The sequence below is a fragment of the Roseovarius sp. M141 genome (assembly GCF_024355225.1).
In the GTDB taxonomy this organism is placed as follows: Bacteria; Pseudomonadota; Alphaproteobacteria; order Rhodobacterales; family Rhodobacteraceae; genus Roseovarius.
The window spans coordinates 3,191,105-3,205,162 of record NZ_VCNH01000008.1 but is presented as its reverse complement, the minus strand read 5'-3'; the positions used below and the strand labels follow the sequence as shown (position 1 = coordinate 3,205,162).

The 14,058-nt window shown below is 63.3% G+C and carries 14 protein-coding genes; 12 read left to right on the top strand and 2 right to left on the bottom strand.

Features of this window, described 5'->3' with window-relative positions; all coding sequences use genetic code 11:
* Nucleotides 1–2 precede the first annotated feature (2 nt).
* The 3 genes from FGD77_RS19550 to fnrL all read left to right on the top strand — a co-directional run bounded on the left by FGD77_RS19550 (nucleotide 3) and on the right by fnrL (nucleotide 3,628).
* Nucleotides 3–1,109 carry an ABC transporter permease gene (locus FGD77_RS19550; RefSeq protein ID WP_255012955.1) on the top strand — a complete coding sequence of 369 codons (1,107 nt, stop codon included), beginning with the start codon at nucleotides 3–5 and terminating at the stop codon, nucleotides 1,107–1,109.
* Nucleotides 1,106–2,704 carry an ABC transporter ATP-binding protein gene (locus FGD77_RS19545; RefSeq protein ID WP_255012953.1) on the top strand — a complete coding sequence of 533 codons (1,599 nt, stop codon included), beginning with the start codon at nucleotides 1,106–1,108 and terminating at the stop codon, nucleotides 2,702–2,704. Before FGD77_RS19550 ends, FGD77_RS19545 begins: the two co-directional genes overlap by 4 nt.
* Before the next feature lie 177 nt (nucleotides 2,705–2,881).
* Nucleotides 2,882–3,628 (top strand): transcriptional regulator FnrL, encoded by a 747-nt coding sequence (gene fnrL / locus FGD77_RS19540; protein WP_255012951.1) that lies wholly within the window; start codon nucleotides 2,882–2,884, stop codon nucleotides 3,626–3,628.
* A 52-nt stretch (nucleotides 3,629–3,680) separates the two neighbouring features.
* Here fnrL and FGD77_RS19535 read toward each other — a convergent pair whose 3' ends face one another.
* Complete coding sequence (locus FGD77_RS19535; protein ID WP_255012949.1) at nucleotides 3,681–4,520, bottom strand: universal stress protein; 840 nt, start codon at nucleotides 4,518–4,520, stop codon at nucleotides 3,681–3,683.
* 241 nt (nucleotides 4,521–4,761) lie between these two features.
* On the opposite strand from FGD77_RS19535, the gene ccoN reads away from it, so the two are divergent.
* The 4 genes from ccoN to ccoP are packed head-to-tail and all read left to right on the top strand — an operon-like array spanning nucleotide 4,762 to nucleotide 8,202.
* Nucleotides 4,762–6,366, top strand: a complete 1,605-nt coding sequence (gene ccoN / locus FGD77_RS19530; protein WP_255012947.1) for a cytochrome-c oxidase, cbb3-type subunit I — start codon at nucleotides 4,762–4,764, stop codon at nucleotides 6,364–6,366.
* A gap of 15 nt (nucleotides 6,367–6,381) precedes the next feature.
* Nucleotides 6,382–7,107: a cytochrome-c oxidase, cbb3-type subunit II gene (gene ccoO / locus FGD77_RS19525; protein ID WP_255012945.1), complete on the top strand. Its 726-nt coding sequence runs from the start codon at nucleotides 6,382–6,384 to the stop codon at nucleotides 7,105–7,107.
* Between the two features lie 13 nt (nucleotides 7,108–7,120).
* Nucleotides 7,121–7,318 carry a cbb3-type cytochrome c oxidase subunit 3 gene (locus FGD77_RS19520; protein ID WP_255012933.1) on the top strand — a complete coding sequence of 66 codons (198 nt, stop codon included), beginning with the start codon at nucleotides 7,121–7,123 and terminating at the stop codon, nucleotides 7,316–7,318.
* 5 nt (nucleotides 7,319–7,323) lie between these two features.
* Nucleotides 7,324–8,202, top strand: coding sequence for a cytochrome-c oxidase, cbb3-type subunit III (gene ccoP / locus FGD77_RS19515; protein ID WP_255012931.1), 879 nt, complete (start codon nucleotides 7,324–7,326; stop codon nucleotides 8,200–8,202).
* A 208-nt stretch (nucleotides 8,203–8,410) separates the two neighbouring features.
* On the opposite strand, the gene FGD77_RS19510 is transcribed toward ccoP, so the two are convergent.
* The gene (locus FGD77_RS19510) at nucleotides 8,411–8,566 is read right to left on the bottom strand and encodes a hypothetical protein (protein ID WP_255012909.1); all 156 of its coding nucleotides are present in this window, start codon (nucleotides 8,564–8,566) and stop codon (nucleotides 8,411–8,413) included.
* Between the two features lie 101 nt (nucleotides 8,567–8,667).
* Here FGD77_RS19510 and FGD77_RS19505 point away from each other — a divergent pair, with 101 nt between their 5' ends.
* From FGD77_RS19505 to ccoS, 5 genes are all read left to right on the top strand, one after another.
* Nucleotides 8,668–9,564, top strand: coding sequence for a LysR family transcriptional regulator (locus FGD77_RS19505; protein ID WP_255012907.1), 897 nt, complete (start codon nucleotides 8,668–8,670; stop codon nucleotides 9,562–9,564).
* A 93-nt stretch (nucleotides 9,565–9,657) separates the two neighbouring features.
* Entirely contained in the window at nucleotides 9,658–11,208 is a 1,551-nt protein-coding gene (locus FGD77_RS19500; RefSeq protein ID WP_255012904.1) for a cytochrome c oxidase accessory protein CcoG, read from the top strand.
* On the top strand, nucleotides 11,208–11,663 hold the full coding sequence (locus FGD77_RS19495; protein WP_255014345.1) for a FixH family protein: 456 nt from the start codon (nucleotides 11,208–11,210) through the stop codon (nucleotides 11,661–11,663). Before FGD77_RS19500 ends, FGD77_RS19495 begins: the two co-directional genes overlap by 1 nt.
* Nucleotides 11,660–13,867 (top strand): heavy metal translocating P-type ATPase, encoded by a 2,208-nt coding sequence (locus tag FGD77_RS19490; protein WP_255012902.1) that lies wholly within the window; start codon nucleotides 11,660–11,662, stop codon nucleotides 13,865–13,867. The genes FGD77_RS19495 and FGD77_RS19490 overlap by 4 nt, the downstream gene beginning before the upstream one ends.
* Entirely contained in the window at nucleotides 13,864–14,022 is a 159-nt protein-coding gene (gene ccoS, locus FGD77_RS19485) for a cbb3-type cytochrome oxidase assembly protein CcoS (protein WP_255012900.1), read from the top strand. Before FGD77_RS19490 ends, ccoS begins: the two co-directional genes overlap by 4 nt.
* The last annotated feature ends 36 nt before the right edge of the window (nucleotides 14,023–14,058 follow it).

The window sequence follows — 14,058 nt, the reverse complement described above, 5'->3', positions numbered from 1 at the left end:
CGATGGCCCTGTCGCCGCTTAACCAGCGCCGCTGGCGCAATTTCCGGCGCAACCGGCGCGCGTTCTGGTCGCTGATCCTGTTCACGATCGTGTTCGGGCTGAGCCTCTTTGCCGAGTTTCTGGCGAATGACAAGCCGATCCTCGTGCAGTATCGCGGCGAGTTTTATGCGCCGATCTTCAAGTTCTATCCGGAAACGGAGTTTGGTGGCGATTTCAAGACCGAGGCAATTTACCGCGACCCCGAGGTGCGCTGCCTGATCGCGTCGGGGGGGCTGGATACGTGTTTTGACAATCCCGAAGGGGTGATCGCACAGGCCGCGACCGGCGAGGTGGATGGCGAGAAGGTCGAGGCGGGCTGGGCCATCTGGCCGCCAATTCCCTACAGCTATGACACGCCCGTCGACCGCCCCGGCGCGGCGCCGTTGCCGCCCAATGCGCAGAACCTGCTGGGCACCGACAATACCAAACGCGACGTGCTGGCGCGGGTGATCTACGGGTTCCGCCTGTCGGTGCTGTTCACGTTGATCGTCACCACGCTGGCATCGATCCTCGGGATCGCGGCGGGGGCGGTGCAGGGCTATTTCGGCGGCTGGCTGGACCTGACATTTCAGCGATTCATCGAGATATGGGCCGCGACGCCGCAGCTATACGTCATCATCATCCTGTTCGCGATCCTGCCGCGCGGCTTCTGGCTGCTGGTGGCAATCACGGTGCTGTTTGGCTGGATGGCGCTGGTGGGTGTGGTGCGGGCCGAATTCCTGCGCGCGCGCAATCTGGAATATGTGCGAGCGGCCAAGGCGCTGGGCGTCAGCAACGGGCGGATCATGTTCCGGCACATGCTGCCCAACGCGATGGTGGCGACGCTGACGATGCTGCCCTTTGTCATCACCGGCACGATATCGCTGCTGGCGGGGCTTGATTTTCTGGGCTTCGGCCTGCCGTCGTCATCGCCCAGCCTGGGCGAATTGACGCTGCAGGCGAAGAACAACCTTCAGGCGCCGTGGCTGGCCTTCACCGCGTTTTTCGCCTTTGCGATCATGCTGTCGCTGCTGGTCTTTATCTTTGAGGGCGTGCGGGATGCGTTCGACCCCAGAAAGACGTTTCAATGAGCCTTCTGGAAGTCGAGAACCTGACAATTGCCTTTCGTCAGGACGGCCAGCGCGTGCAGGCGGTGCATGGTGTCAGCTTTACCGTGGACCGGGGCGAGACGGTCGCGCTGGTCGGCGAGAGCGGGTCGGGTAAATCGGTGACTGCGCTGTCCACCGTGTCGCTGCTGGGCGATTCCGCCGAGGTGGGCGGGTCCGTGCGCTATGACGGGCAGGAAATGATCGGCGCGTCCGAGAGGCAGTTGCGCAAGGTTCGCGGCAACGACATCAGCTTTATCTTTCAGGAGCCGATGACGTCGCTGAACCCGCTGCACACGTTGAAGCGGCAGTTGGCGGAGTCGCTGGAATTACATCAGGGGCTAAAGGGGGCCGCGGCGCGTGCGCGGGTCGTCGAACTGCTGACCGAGGTCGGCATACGCGATCCCGAAAGCCGACTGGATGCCTATCCGCACCAACTGTCCGGCGGGCAGCGGCAGCGCGTGATGATCGCCATGGCACTGGCAAATGGGCCCGACATCCTGATCGCGGACGAGCCGACGACGGCGCTGGACGTGACCATTCAGGCGCAGATCCTCGACTTGCTGGCCGATCTGAAGAGCCGCGACATGGGGCTGCTGTTCATCACGCACGATCTGACCATCGTGCGCCGCATCGCCGACAAGGTTTGCGTGATGAAGGATGGCCGCATCGTCGAAGCCGGGCCGACCGCCGAGGTATTTGACAATCCGCAGCACGCCTATACGCGCAAGCTTTTGAATGCGCAGGCGGTTGGCCGACCCGATCCCGTGCCCGAGGCGGCGCCGGTGATCGTCGAGACGGAAAATCTGCGCGTCTGGTTTCCCATTCAGAAGGGTTTCCTGAAAAAGACGGTCGGCCATGTGAAGGCCGTCAACGACGCCAGCATCACCGTGCGCGCGGGCGAAACGCTGGGCATCGTGGGCGAATCTGGCTCGGGCAAGACCACGCTGGCGCTGGCGATCATGCGGCTGATCGCGTCCGAGGGGCGCATCACCTTCGCGGGCGAGGATGTGAATGGCTGGTCGACCCGCAAGCTGCGCCGCCGCCGGGCCGATATGCAGATCGTGTTTCAGGACCCATATGGCAGCCTGTCACCGCGCATGACCTGCGCCGAGATCATATCGGAAGGGCTTGGCGTGCATGGCAACCCTGCGGGGCGCGGCGATAAAAGGTCTCTGCGCGATCTGGTGGGCGATGTGCTGGACGAGGTGGAACTGCCGCGCGACGTAATGGACCGCTATCCGCACGAGTTTTCGGGTGGGCAGCGCCAGCGGATCGCCATTGCGCGAGCGATGATCCTGCGACCCCGGCTGCTGGTTCTGGACGAGCCGACAAGCGCGCTGGACATGACGGTGCAGGTGCAGATCGTGGGTCTTTTGCGCCGTTTGCAGGTGAAATACGGGCTGGCCTACCTTTTTATCAGTCACGATCTGTTGGTCGTGCGCGCGATGAGCCACAAGATCATCGTGATGAAGCAGGGCGATGTGATCGAGTCGGGCACTGCCGAGGATCTGTTCGAACGTCCCCAAACAGAGTACGCGCGCAGCCTGCTGCACGCGGCGCGCCATCCTGCCGGTTAACGGGCGGAGCGGGCAAAGCAGTAGCCTGCCTTGCGCGCTGAGCGCCCGGAAGCGCGGTTCATGGGGGCGCGGGCGAATATTGCGCGACACGCATCGGTTGTCTTTCACTCGGCAACGGCCTAGTTTCGCTCTTTGATCAAAGATAGTATCGGCTGCGGCCGAGGGAAAAGCGCGCGAATGTTTGCAGATCATATTAGTCAGATGCCGCAGGAGTGCGGAAATTGTCCCATCAGGCACACCGCCGTCTGTGCGCGCTGCAATCCAGACGAGTTGGAACAGCTGGACCGAATAAAGTATAATCGCAGCTTTCAGGCGGGCCAGACTGTCATCTGGTCCGGGGACCGGATGGATTTTGTCGGGTCGGTGGTGTCAGGCATCGCCACGTTGACCCAGACCATGGAGGACGGGCGCACTCAGATGGTGGGGCTGCTTCTGCCCAGCGATTTCGTCGGGCGCCCTGGCCGCAATGAGGCGGCGTATAATGTGATTGCGACCAGCGATCTGGTCATGTGCTGTTTCCGCAAGCGCCCGTTCGAGCAGATTATCCGTGACACACCGCGCATCTCGCAGCGGCTGCTGGAAATGACCCTCGACGAACTGGACGCAGCCCGTGAGTGGATGCTGGTGCTGGGCCGCAAGACCGCGCGCGAGAAGATCGCGTCGCTTCTGGCCATCATCGCGCGGCGCAGCGCGCTGGCCGACAGGGCGGGGCCGGATGGCCGGACGGTGTTCGATCTGCCGCTGACCCGCGAGGCCATGGCCGATTATCTGGGCCTGACGCTGGAGACTGTCAGCCGCCAGATATCCGCGCTGAAGCGCGACGGCGTGATTTCGCTGCACGGCAAGCGGCACGTTACCGTCCCCGATTTCGCACGCCTGCTGAACGAGGCGGGCGATGACGTACAGACATTGATGATACAGTGATCTGCGCCGCCCTGATGGGGCGCAGATTAGTCTTGGTCGCGGAGTTCCGTTGTCAGCGCGACATGAATAGCGGCAGATGCGCGTGTTCCAACAGGTTGCGTGTGGCGCCCCCGAACATCGCCTCGCGCAGGCGCGAATGGCCATAAGCGCCCAGCACCATCAGATCCGCATCCGTATCGACCGCGTGGCGCAGCAGCACGTCGGGCACGCGGGGCAGGGTGCGCGCCAGGACGTCGATCTCGACATGCAGGCCGTGGCGGGCCAGGAATTGTGACACGCGTCCGCCGGGGTCCGATCTGTCGGGGCCGTGAACGGGCGGGTCGACGATGACCACATGCACCCGCGTTGCGCGCACCAGGATCGGCAGCGCGGCGCGCACCGCGCTCATGGCCTCGAAGCTGTCATTCCATGCGATCATCACTCGTTCCGGCGCGGCCGATACAGCGGCGCCCTCCGGCACGATCAGAGCGGGCAGGCGGCCATTGAACAGGCACGCCTCGGCGGCGGCTTCGACCTCGCCTCCGGCGGCTTCGCCGTAAGGTTGCGGCAGCACGGCCAGATCGGCAAAGCGCGCCTCGCCGCCGATGCGTCTGCCCATGTCGGCCATAGGCGCGACCTCGATCTGGCTGCACCAGTGGATATCGGTGCCCTGCATATACGCGTTGGCGGCGGTGCGGATCTCTTCCGCGCGGTCCTGTGCGCGCACAAGGCATTGTTCAACCAGCGCGGCCGACGCGGAAGCGTGAAAATAGCCGATCTGCGAGGCATCCACGCCAATGCACATGATATCGAGATGGGCATCGTGCGTTCGCGCCAGAACCATCGCCGCATCGAGCGCGGGCGCGATCAACGCGGGATCGGTCAGCACTGTGAAGAGGGATTTTATTGGCATTCTGCTCTCCTTGCAGGGTATCGATGCGACGGGGCGACGCGTTGTGTGCCGGGCCGCATTGTGCAACCTTAGCGCAGTGTTGGCATGCGAAACTTGATCCGCATCAATATCGGCAGGAAGATGGAATCCTTGATGCAGATCAAGGATTGCGCCACTTCGGCACGCGATACGAAGCAGGTCTGGGCGCGCGCGTGTGATTCGCCGTTCGATTCGCGCGGATAAAAGGACGAAGGGACTGAGAATGACGAATTACGTAAAGCTGATCGTGCTGGGATTGATCGCTTTCCTGGCATTGATCGCGGCAAACTATGCCCGCGATTTGGCTTATCTGGTCAACGCGTTGACGATCGCTTTGGCTGCCAGTGTCACATTCGTGTGGGTGCTGCGCAATACGGACGAGCCCGTTGTGCGGGTCGATCTGTCAGGTGAATACATGGACGGCGTGATTCGCGCCGGGGCCGTCGCGACCGCCCTCTGGGGCGTCGTCGGCTTTCTGGTAGGCACATTCATCGCCTTCCAACTGGCCTTTCCATGGCTCAATTTCGAATTCCTGCAAGGTATCGGCAATTTCGGTCGCCTGCGTCCGCTGCATACATCGGCTGTTGTTTTCGCCTTTGGTGGTAACGCGCTGATCGCGACGTCCTTTTATGTCGTGCAGCGCACCAGCGCCGCGCGGCTCTGGGGCGGAAATCTGGCGTGGTTCGTGTTCTGGGGCTATCAGCTGTTCATCGTGCTGGCGGCGACCGGATACCTCTTTGGTGCGACCCAATCGCGCGAATATGCCGAGCCGGAATGGTATGTCGACTGGTGGCTGACAATCGTCTGGCTGGGCTATCTGGCCGTATTTCTGGGCACCATCGTCAAGCGCCGCGAGCCGCATATCTACGTGGCGAACTGGTTCTACCTCGCGTTCATCATCACCGTTGCGATGCTGCACGTGGTCAACAACATCTCGATCCCGGTCAGCATCTTCGGGTCCAAATCCGTATCGCTGTTTTCGGGCGTGCAGGATGCGATGACGCAGTGGTGGTACGGCCATAACGCCGTCGGCTTCTTCCTGACTGCGGGTTTCCTCGGCATGATGTACTACTTCGTTCCCAAGCAGGCCGAGCGTCCCGTCTACAGCTATAAACTGTCGATCATCCACTTCTGGGCGCTGATATTCATCTATATCTGGGCCGGACCGCACCACCTGCACTACACGGCGCTGCCTGACTGGGCGACGACGCTTGGCATGGTGTTCTCCATCGTGCTGTGGATGCCCAGCTGGGGCGGCATGATCAACGGTCTGATGACGCTGTCGGGCGCCTGGGACAAGCTGCGCACCGATCCGATCATCCGCATGATGGTCATCTCGATCGGCTTTTACGGCATGTCCACCTTCGAGGGCCCGATGATGTCGATCCGTGCGGTCAACTCCCTGTCGCACTATACCGACTGGACCATTGGCCACGTGCATTCCGGCGCTCTGGGCTGGAACGGCATGATCACCTTCGGCGCGCTCTACTTCATGGTGCCGCGACTTTGGAACCGCGAGGGGCTCTATTCCCTGCGTCTGGTCAGCTGGCATTTCTGGCTCGCGACCATCGGCATCATCCTTTACGCCGCGTCCATGTGGGTCAGCGGAATCATGGAAGGCCTGATGTGGCGCGAAGTGGATGCCAACGGCTTCCTCGTGAACAGCTTTGCCGATACTGTCGCCGCCAAATTCCCGATGAACGTTGTTCGGGGTCTGGGCGGGGTGCTGTTCCTCAGCGGTGCAATCGTGATGTGCTACAACCTTTACATGACCATTCGTCGGAGCCCGGCCGTAGAAGCCACCAACTCCGTCGTCGCGGCAGAATAGGGAGGGGCCGGAAACATGGCACTTCTGGACAAACACAAGATCCTTGAAAGAAACGTAACGCTGCTGTCCATCTTCGCCTTTCTGGTGGTCAGCATCGGGGGCATCGTGCAGATTGCACCGCTCTTCTGGTTGGAGAACACGATCGAGGATGTAGAGGGCATGCGCCCCTATTCCCCGCTGGAGCTGACCGGGCGCGATATCTACATCCGCGAAGGCTGCTATGTCTGCCACAGCCAGATGATCCGCCCGATGCGCGACGAGGTCGAGCGTTACGGTCACTATTCGCTGGCTGCGGAATCGCAGTACGACCACCCGTTCCAGTGGGGGTCCAAACGAGCCGGTCCCGATCTGGCGCGTGTCGGCGGACGTTATTCGGACGAATGGCATGTCGATCACCTGATGGACCCCCAATCGGTGGTGCCAGAGTCGCTGATGCCGAAATATGCCTTTCTGTCGGACCGGATGATCGACGGCGAATATGTGGGCGATCTGCTGAAGACCCACCGTTTCGTCGGCGTGCCCTATACCGACGAGATGATCGAAAATGCCTCGCTGGATTTCAGCGTGCAGGTTGATGCCTTCGGTGACTATGACGCCATGCTGGAGCGGTATCCGGGCGCGCAGGTACGCAATTTCGACGCGCAGCCGGGGATCTCGGAAATGGATGCGCTGATCGCCTATCTGCAAATGCTGGGCACGCTGGTCGACTTCTCGACCTTCACGCCCGTGGCGAGCCGGTAAGGGAGGACGAGCAATGGAGTCTTATACGTTCCTGCGCGCCTTTGCCGACAGCTGGATGCTGATCGCACTCTTTGCGTTCTTCATCGGCGTCTGCTTCTGGGTGTTTCGCCCCGGCGCGACCAAGACCTACGAATCGCCGGCGAACATCCCGTTCCGGCATGAAGACAAACCCGCGCCCCGGCGCGCGCAAGACCCCTCAGAGGAGGTGTGAGCGACATGGCAAAGCCACCGAAGAAGACAACGGAAGATCCCAGCACCACCGGCCATCAGTGGGACGGGATTCAAGAGTTCGACAATCCGATGCCGCGCTGGTGGCTGTGGACCTTCTACGTCACGATCATCTGGGCAATCGGCTATTCCATCGCCTATCCGGCCTGGCCGGGCATCAAATCGGCGACGACTGGTATGCTGGGCTGGTCGACGCGCGCCAACGTGGCCGCCGATATTGCCCGCGTGAATGCGATGAACGACGCAATCAACGCGCAGCTCGCCTCGGCGGATCTGAGCAGCATCGCGGCCGATCCCGAATTGTCCGGCTACGCGACCTCGGCTGGTAGCGCCGTGTTCAAGACGTGGTGCGCGCAGTGCCACGGATCGGGCGCCGCAGGCGCGCAAGGCTATCCCAACCTGCTGGACAACGACTGGCTGTGGGGCGGCGATATCGAGGCGATCCACACCACCATCGCGCATGGTATCCGCAATGAGGATGACCCCGACGCGCGCTATTCACAGATGCCCGCCTTTGGCGAAATTCTGGACCGTGCCGAGATCGATCAGGTCGTGAACTATGTCATGTCCCTGTCGGAGACACCGAAGGACGCCAGTCTTGTTGCCGCCGGCGAGGGGGTCTACATGGACAACTGCGCCGCCTGCCACATGGAAGACGGCACCGGCGACCGCGAACAGGGCGCCCCGAACCTGACCGACGCGATCTGGCTTTATGGTGGGAATTACGACACGCTGAAGGAGACCGTCACCTATAGCCGCTTTGGCGTGATGCCGCCATGGACCGAGCGTCTGAGCGCCGCGCAGATCGCTGCCGTGGCATTCTATGTCTATCAGCTGGGCGGGGGCGAAATAGCGCCTGGCCAATGAAACACCCGCGTGCCTTCGGGTGCGCAGGTGGGCGCCGATCCGGGCCGCTTTGTTCGCGCGTCTCGGACTGGATCGGCGCTAATCTCACCAGATATGATTTCAGCATACATGAAAGGGGCTCTTGGCCCCTTTTGGCCGTCTTCCCACCGGTGGGTGTTGCCAGCGGCGGCCCCGCCACGGCCAGCGCGGCGGGGTGCGTCGATAGGGTTCAGTCACGGCGGCGCGCGATGCGGTGCGCCTCGATCTCGGCATCACGGCGGGTGTCGAACCGGTTCCGTTTGCCCTGATGGCCCCTGTTGCAGCGGGGGGCGGGATCGTCGTTGCGGGTGGCAGTCATGATAGATTTCGCAAAGATATTCAGCATGGTGCGTTCCTTCCGCGTGTTTGTGATGTTCTATACAATTGCCCCTTTGGCGGCTATATTGCGAGTCTGAAAGAATTCCGTTATGTAAGGTACACTTACACATGGACTGGCTCGCACTTCCTCCGTTAACCGCGTTGCGTGCCTTCGCTGCACTGGCGCAGGCCGGGTCTGTCAGCGGGGCCGGGGCGCAGTTAAATGTTAGTCATGCTGCGGTCAGCCAGCAGGTCAGGCAGCTTGAGGCGCATATGGGCCTTGCCCTGACACGCCGCGACGGGCGCGGCCTGAGCCTGACCGCTGAGGGGGTGCAACTGGCCGAGGCGCTGACCGAAGGTTTTGGCGCGATTGGGCAGCGCGTCGCGGCCCTGACGGGCGCGGACGCACAGCGCCCCCTGCAGATTTCCGTGACGCCGCAATTCGCCGCCAGCTGGCTGATGCCCCGTCTGAGGAGCTTTCAGGCGAGTCATCCCGGCGTCGATCTGATGGTGCATCCCTCGCCGCAACGGGCCGATCCGACGCCGGGGGGCGTTGATATCGCCATCCGCTTTGGTCTGGGCCACTGGCCCGGCCTTGAGGCCGAACTGTTGATCCCGACCGATATCGTCGTGGTCGCTGCGCCGTCGCTGGTGGGCGAACGTCAGTTTATCGACCGCGAAGAGCTGTTGGAGTATCCGTGGCTCTCCGAACTGGATACAAGCCCTGCCTCCGACTGGATGTTTCGCGCCGGCCTGAACGAGCTGCGCGGCACGTCCGTCACGCAGGTGCCCGGCAACCTGATGCTGGACGGTGCGCGCGCCGGGCATGGCATAGCGGTGCTGACATCATCATCGGTCGAGGATGACGTCGCGGCGGGCCGCCTGCGTGTTCTGTTTTGCGATGCGGGCGAAACCGGGTACTTTATCGTCACCCGCGAGGGTGTCATGCGCCCGCAAGCCAAGGCATTTTTGCGCTGGCTGCGCGCCCAAAGGCCGCATGGCGCATCAACCACGGCCCAGATATGACCGTGGCGTGCAAGTGCAGTTGATGCAAGTCAAGGCAGTACATACCTAAGCCGCGCACAACGCGCGGATCAAAGACTCCCGGAGATCAGTCACGTGGCAGACACCCAGCCAGATACCCCGCCCCCCAGCCTTTATGCCGCGCGCGAGCCGATATTTCCCAAGAAGGTCTACGGCAAGTTCCGCAATCTGAAATGGATCATTCTGGCCGTCACGCTGGGCATCTACTATCTGTTCCCGTGGGTCCGATGGGATCGTGGCCTGAACCTGCCCGATCAGGCGGTGCTGGTGGATCTGGCGAACCGGAGGTTTTATTTCTTCTGGATCGAAATCTGGCCGCATGAATTCTACTTTGTCGCCGGTCTTCTGGTGATGGCGGGGCTGGGTCTGTTCCTGTTCACCTCGGCCCTTGGCCGAGTCTGGTGCGGCTATGCCTGCCCACAGACGGTATGGACCGACCTTTTCATCCTGGTCGAGCGCTGGATCGAAGGCGACCGCAATGCGCGCTTGCGTCTGCACCGGCAGGACAAGATGGACGCGCGCAAGCTGCGCCTGCGTCTGACCAAATGGCTGGTCTGGCTGGCGATCGCCGTCGCGACGGGCGGTGCGTGGGTATTTTATTTTACCGATGCACCGACATTGCTGGTCGATCTGTTCACGCTGAACGCGCATCCCGCCGCTTACACGACCATCGCGATCCTGACGGCGACCACGTTCTTCTTTGGTGGGTTCGCGCGCGAGCAGATCTGTATTTATGCCTGCCCATGGCCGCGTATCCAAGCAGCGATGCTGGACGAGGATACATTGACGGTCGGCTATCGCGAATGGCGCGGTGAGCCGCGCGGCAAGGGCAACGTGCGCCGCAGGAGCGCCGAACAGGCTGTCGAAGCCGAGCAGATGAGCAGGGCCGCCGGGCCGGGCAAGGCCGTTTATCCGCCGACACCCTATCCGGGCAAGCCGCTGGGCGTTCAGGGCATCACCGAAGGCCCCGGCGATTGCATCGATTGCATGGCGTGCGTCAACGTCTGCCCGATGGGTATCGACATCCGCGATGGTCAGCAGATGGAATGCATCACCTGCGCGCTGTGCATCGACGCTTGTGATGAAATCATGGACAAGATCGGCAAGCCGCGCGGCCTGATCGACTACATGGCCCTGACCGACGAACAGAGCGAGCGCGAGGGCAACCCGCCCAAGCCGATCCTCAAGCATATCCTGCGCCCGCGCACGATCCTTTACACCGTGCTGTGGCTGGCCGTCGGCTTTGGGCTGGTCTTTGCGCTGTTCATCCGGCAGGACATCGACATGACGGTCGCGCCCGTGCGCAACCCCACCTTCGTGACCATGTCCGATGGCACAATCCGCAACACCTATGAGGTGCGATTGCTGAATAAACACGGCGAAGAGCGCAATTTTGCCCTGACCGTGACTGGCGCGCCCGATGTGCAACTGATCGTCGAGGGGAGTCAGGGCGCTGACGTGATCGTGCCCGCCGACAGCACGCTGAATCAGCGTGTCTATCTGCAGGCCCCCGCAGGCAGTGCCCCGGCCACATCCGAGCGCAGCGACGTGCGAATCTGGGTCGAGGATACGGTCAGCGGCGAGCGTGCCTCCAAGGACACGATCTTTAACGGGAGGGGGCAATGATGGCGCAGCGTGAAATCACCGGACGCCATGTGCTGATCGGATTTGTTGCCGCCTTTGGCGTTATCATCGGCGTCAATCTGTTCCTGGCCTATAGCGCGGTCAGTACCTTCCCGGGGCTGGAAGTCTCCAACTCCTACGTTGCCAGTCAGGAGTTCGACACCCGCCGCGATGCGCAGGAGGCGCTGGGGTGGGTGGTGGATGCCAGCCACCATGACGGCGTGCTGACGTTGGCGATAACCGGCGCGGCGGGCGCACCCGTCGAGGTGGCGCAGCTGGACGCGGTTTTGGGCCGCGCGACGCATGTGCGCGACGACATGACGCCCGATTTCACCTTCAACGGCACCGCCTATGTCGCGCCCGTCGATCTGGCACCGGGCAACTGGAATATCCGGATGGAGGCCGTCGCGCCTAGCGGAACCCGGTTCCAGCAGCGCGTCGTGTTGCAGAAGAAATGACTGCCGCCCTGCGCCCCTCGTTTTCTGCCTGCCCGGCCTGTGCAGCCGCGCCTGCCGCGTCGGCGTTGGCCGGAACTGAGGACGATGCAGGCGAGTCTGGCGACGCGCGCCTGATGCTGTCGGTGCCCGGCGTGCATTGCGCCGCCTGCATCACAAAGATCGAGCGCGGGTTGATGACCCATCCCGGCGTCCGCGCCGCGCGCGTCAACCTGACGCTGAAACGCGCCAGCATCACGGCGGCGCCGGACACGGACGTGGCCGAGATGATCGGGCTGGTCGAGGGGCTGGGATACGAGGCGCACGAGCTGGACGCCGCCGCCCTGCGTGCCACCGCCACCGACAAGGCCGGGCGCGACCTGCTGATGCGGCTTGCCGTTGCCGGGTTTGCCAGCATGAACGTCATGCTCTTGTCCGTCGCCGTCTGGTCGGGCGCGGCAGATGCGACGCGTGACATGTTCCACTGGATCTCCGCCGCGATCGCGCTGCCGACCATTGCGTTTTCCGGTCAGCCATTTTTCCGCAACGCGTATCATGCGCTGCGGGGTGGGCGCCTGAATATGGACGTGCCGATCACGCTGGCCATTTTGCTGGCGATTGGCACATCACTGTGGGAAACGGCGCTGAGCGGGCATCACGCCTATTTTGACGCCGCGCTGACGCTGGTGTTTTTCCTGCTGGCGGGCCGCTATCTGGACCACCGCACGCGCGCGATTGCCCGCTCTGCCGCCGAGGAGCTGACGGCGCTCGAAGTGCCGCGGGCGTGGCGGCTGGACGGCGATACCGAAACGCAAGTTGCCGTGTCGCTGTTGAAGTTGGGTGACCTGATCCGCGTGCGCCCCGGCGGGCGGATGCCCGTCGACGGCGTGATCGAGGAGGGTACGTCCGAGCTGGACCGCTCCCTTCTGACAGGCGAGACGACGCCGGTTTTTGCGGGCGAGGGACAGCAGGTCTCGGCGGGCGAGATGAACCTGACCGGCCCACTGACCTTGCGCGCAACCGCCGTCGGCGCCGATACATCGCTGCACCGCATGGCCGATCTGGTGGCGATGGCCGAGGCGGGGCGCGCCAACTACACCTCGTTGGCGGACCGGGCGGCCAAGCTATACGCGCCCGGCGTTCACATCCTGTCGGCGCTAGCCTTTCTGGGCTGGCTGATCGGCACCGGCGACATGCGCACGGCGCTGAATATCGCCGCTGCCGTGCTGATCATCACCTGTCCCTGCGCGCTGGGTCTGGCCGTGCCTGCGGTCACGACGGCGGCCAGCGGGCGTCTGTTCAAACGCGGCATGCTGATCAAAAACGCCACCGCGCTGGAGCGTCTGGCCGAGGTGGACACGGTCGTCTTTGACAAGACCGGCACGCTGACCACCGGCACCCCCACGCTGGAGGCGCCGGACATGCTGGAGCCGGGCGCGCTGGCCGTTGCGATGGCGCTGGCGGCAGGCTCGTCCCATCCGCTGAGCCGGGCAGTTCTCACAGCCGGGCAAGGTCTGGGCCTCACTGCGTCCGATGTCACAGGGATCCGCGAAGTGCCCGGATACGGCACCGAAGGGCTGTGGCAGGGCCGCTGCGTGCGTCTGGGCCGGGCCAGCTGGACCGGCGCCGCGCCGCTGGCGCAGACAGCCGCGTATTTGCAGATCGGCGACGGCGCGCCGCTGGCGCTGACCTTTGCCGACACGCTGCGCACCGGCGCTGCCGAGGCGGTCGAGGCGCTGAAGGACGCGGGCAAACAGGTGGTGCTGATATCGGGCGACAGCGCGCCTGCGGTGCAGGCCATGGCCGAGCGGCTGGGCATACCCGAATGGCAGGCCGAGGCGCTGCCCGAGGACAAGGCCAGCCGGATAGCCGCCATGTCCGGCGAGGGCCGCAAGGTGTTGATGGTGGGCGACGGGCTGAACGATACCGCCGCGCTGAGCGCCGCGCATGTGTCAATCTCGCCCGCCAGTGCGCTGGACGCGGCGCGCGCGGCCTCGGACATCGTGCTGCTGGGCGCGGATCTGTCGCCCATCGCGGACGCTTGCGCCATCGCGCACAGCGCGACACGCCGCATCCGCGAGAACTTTCAGATTGCAACTGTGTACAACGTCGTCGCCGTACCGCTGGCGGTCGCAGGGCTGGCCACGCCACTGATTGCGGCGCTGGCGATGTCCACCAGCTCGATCACCGTATCGCTGAATGCGCTGCGGCTGAAGGGGCGGGCATGAACGTTCTGGTCTATCTCATCCCCATCTCGCTGCTGCTGGGCGGTGCGGGGCTGGTTGCGTTCGTCTATACCCTGCGCAGCAATCAGTATGACGATCCCGAGGGCGACAGCCGCCGTATCCTGTCGGACGAATGGGACGACCATCCCAAGCCATGAGGCGGATCGGGGGCACCTGTTAGCTGGTTGCCCCTG

What these genes read in the sequence shown, in the direction of transcription:
- FGD77_RS19505 (WP_255012907.1), top strand. Translation starts at nt 8,668, where the DNA reads ATGGACTGGCTCGCACTTCCTCCGTTAACCGCGTTGCGTGCCTTCGCT.
- ccoO (WP_255012945.1), top strand. Translation starts at nt 6,382, where the DNA reads ATGGCACTTCTGGACAAACACAAGATCCTTGAAAGAAACGTAACGCTG.
- FGD77_RS19510 (WP_255012909.1), bottom strand. Translation starts at nt 8,566, where the DNA reads ATGCTGAATATCTTTGCGAAATCTATCATGACTGCCACCCGCAACGAC.
- FGD77_RS19535 (WP_255012949.1), bottom strand. Translation starts at nt 4,520, where the DNA reads ATGCCAATAAAATCCCTCTTCACAGTGCTGACCGATCCCGCGTTGATC.
- fnrL (WP_255012951.1), top strand. Translation starts at nt 2,882, where the DNA reads ATGTTTGCAGATCATATTAGTCAGATGCCGCAGGAGTGCGGAAATTGT.
- FGD77_RS19495 (WP_255014345.1), top strand. Translation starts at nt 11,208, where the DNA reads ATGGCGCAGCGTGAAATCACCGGACGCCATGTGCTGATCGGATTTGTT.
- FGD77_RS19520 (WP_255012933.1), top strand. Translation starts at nt 7,121, where the DNA reads ATGGAGTCTTATACGTTCCTGCGCGCCTTTGCCGACAGCTGGATGCTG.
- ccoP (WP_255012931.1), top strand. Translation starts at nt 7,324, where the DNA reads ATGGCAAAGCCACCGAAGAAGACAACGGAAGATCCCAGCACCACCGGC.
- FGD77_RS19490 (WP_255012902.1), top strand. Translation starts at nt 11,660, where the DNA reads ATGACTGCCGCCCTGCGCCCCTCGTTTTCTGCCTGCCCGGCCTGTGCA.
- ccoN (WP_255012947.1), top strand. Translation starts at nt 4,762, where the DNA reads ATGACGAATTACGTAAAGCTGATCGTGCTGGGATTGATCGCTTTCCTG.
- FGD77_RS19550 (WP_255012955.1), top strand. Translation starts at nt 3, where the DNA reads ATGGCCCTGTCGCCGCTTAACCAGCGCCGCTGGCGCAATTTCCGGCGC.
- ccoS (WP_255012900.1), top strand. Translation starts at nt 13,864, where the DNA reads ATGAACGTTCTGGTCTATCTCATCCCCATCTCGCTGCTGCTGGGCGGT.
- FGD77_RS19545 (WP_255012953.1), top strand. Translation starts at nt 1,106, where the DNA reads ATGAGCCTTCTGGAAGTCGAGAACCTGACAATTGCCTTTCGTCAGGAC.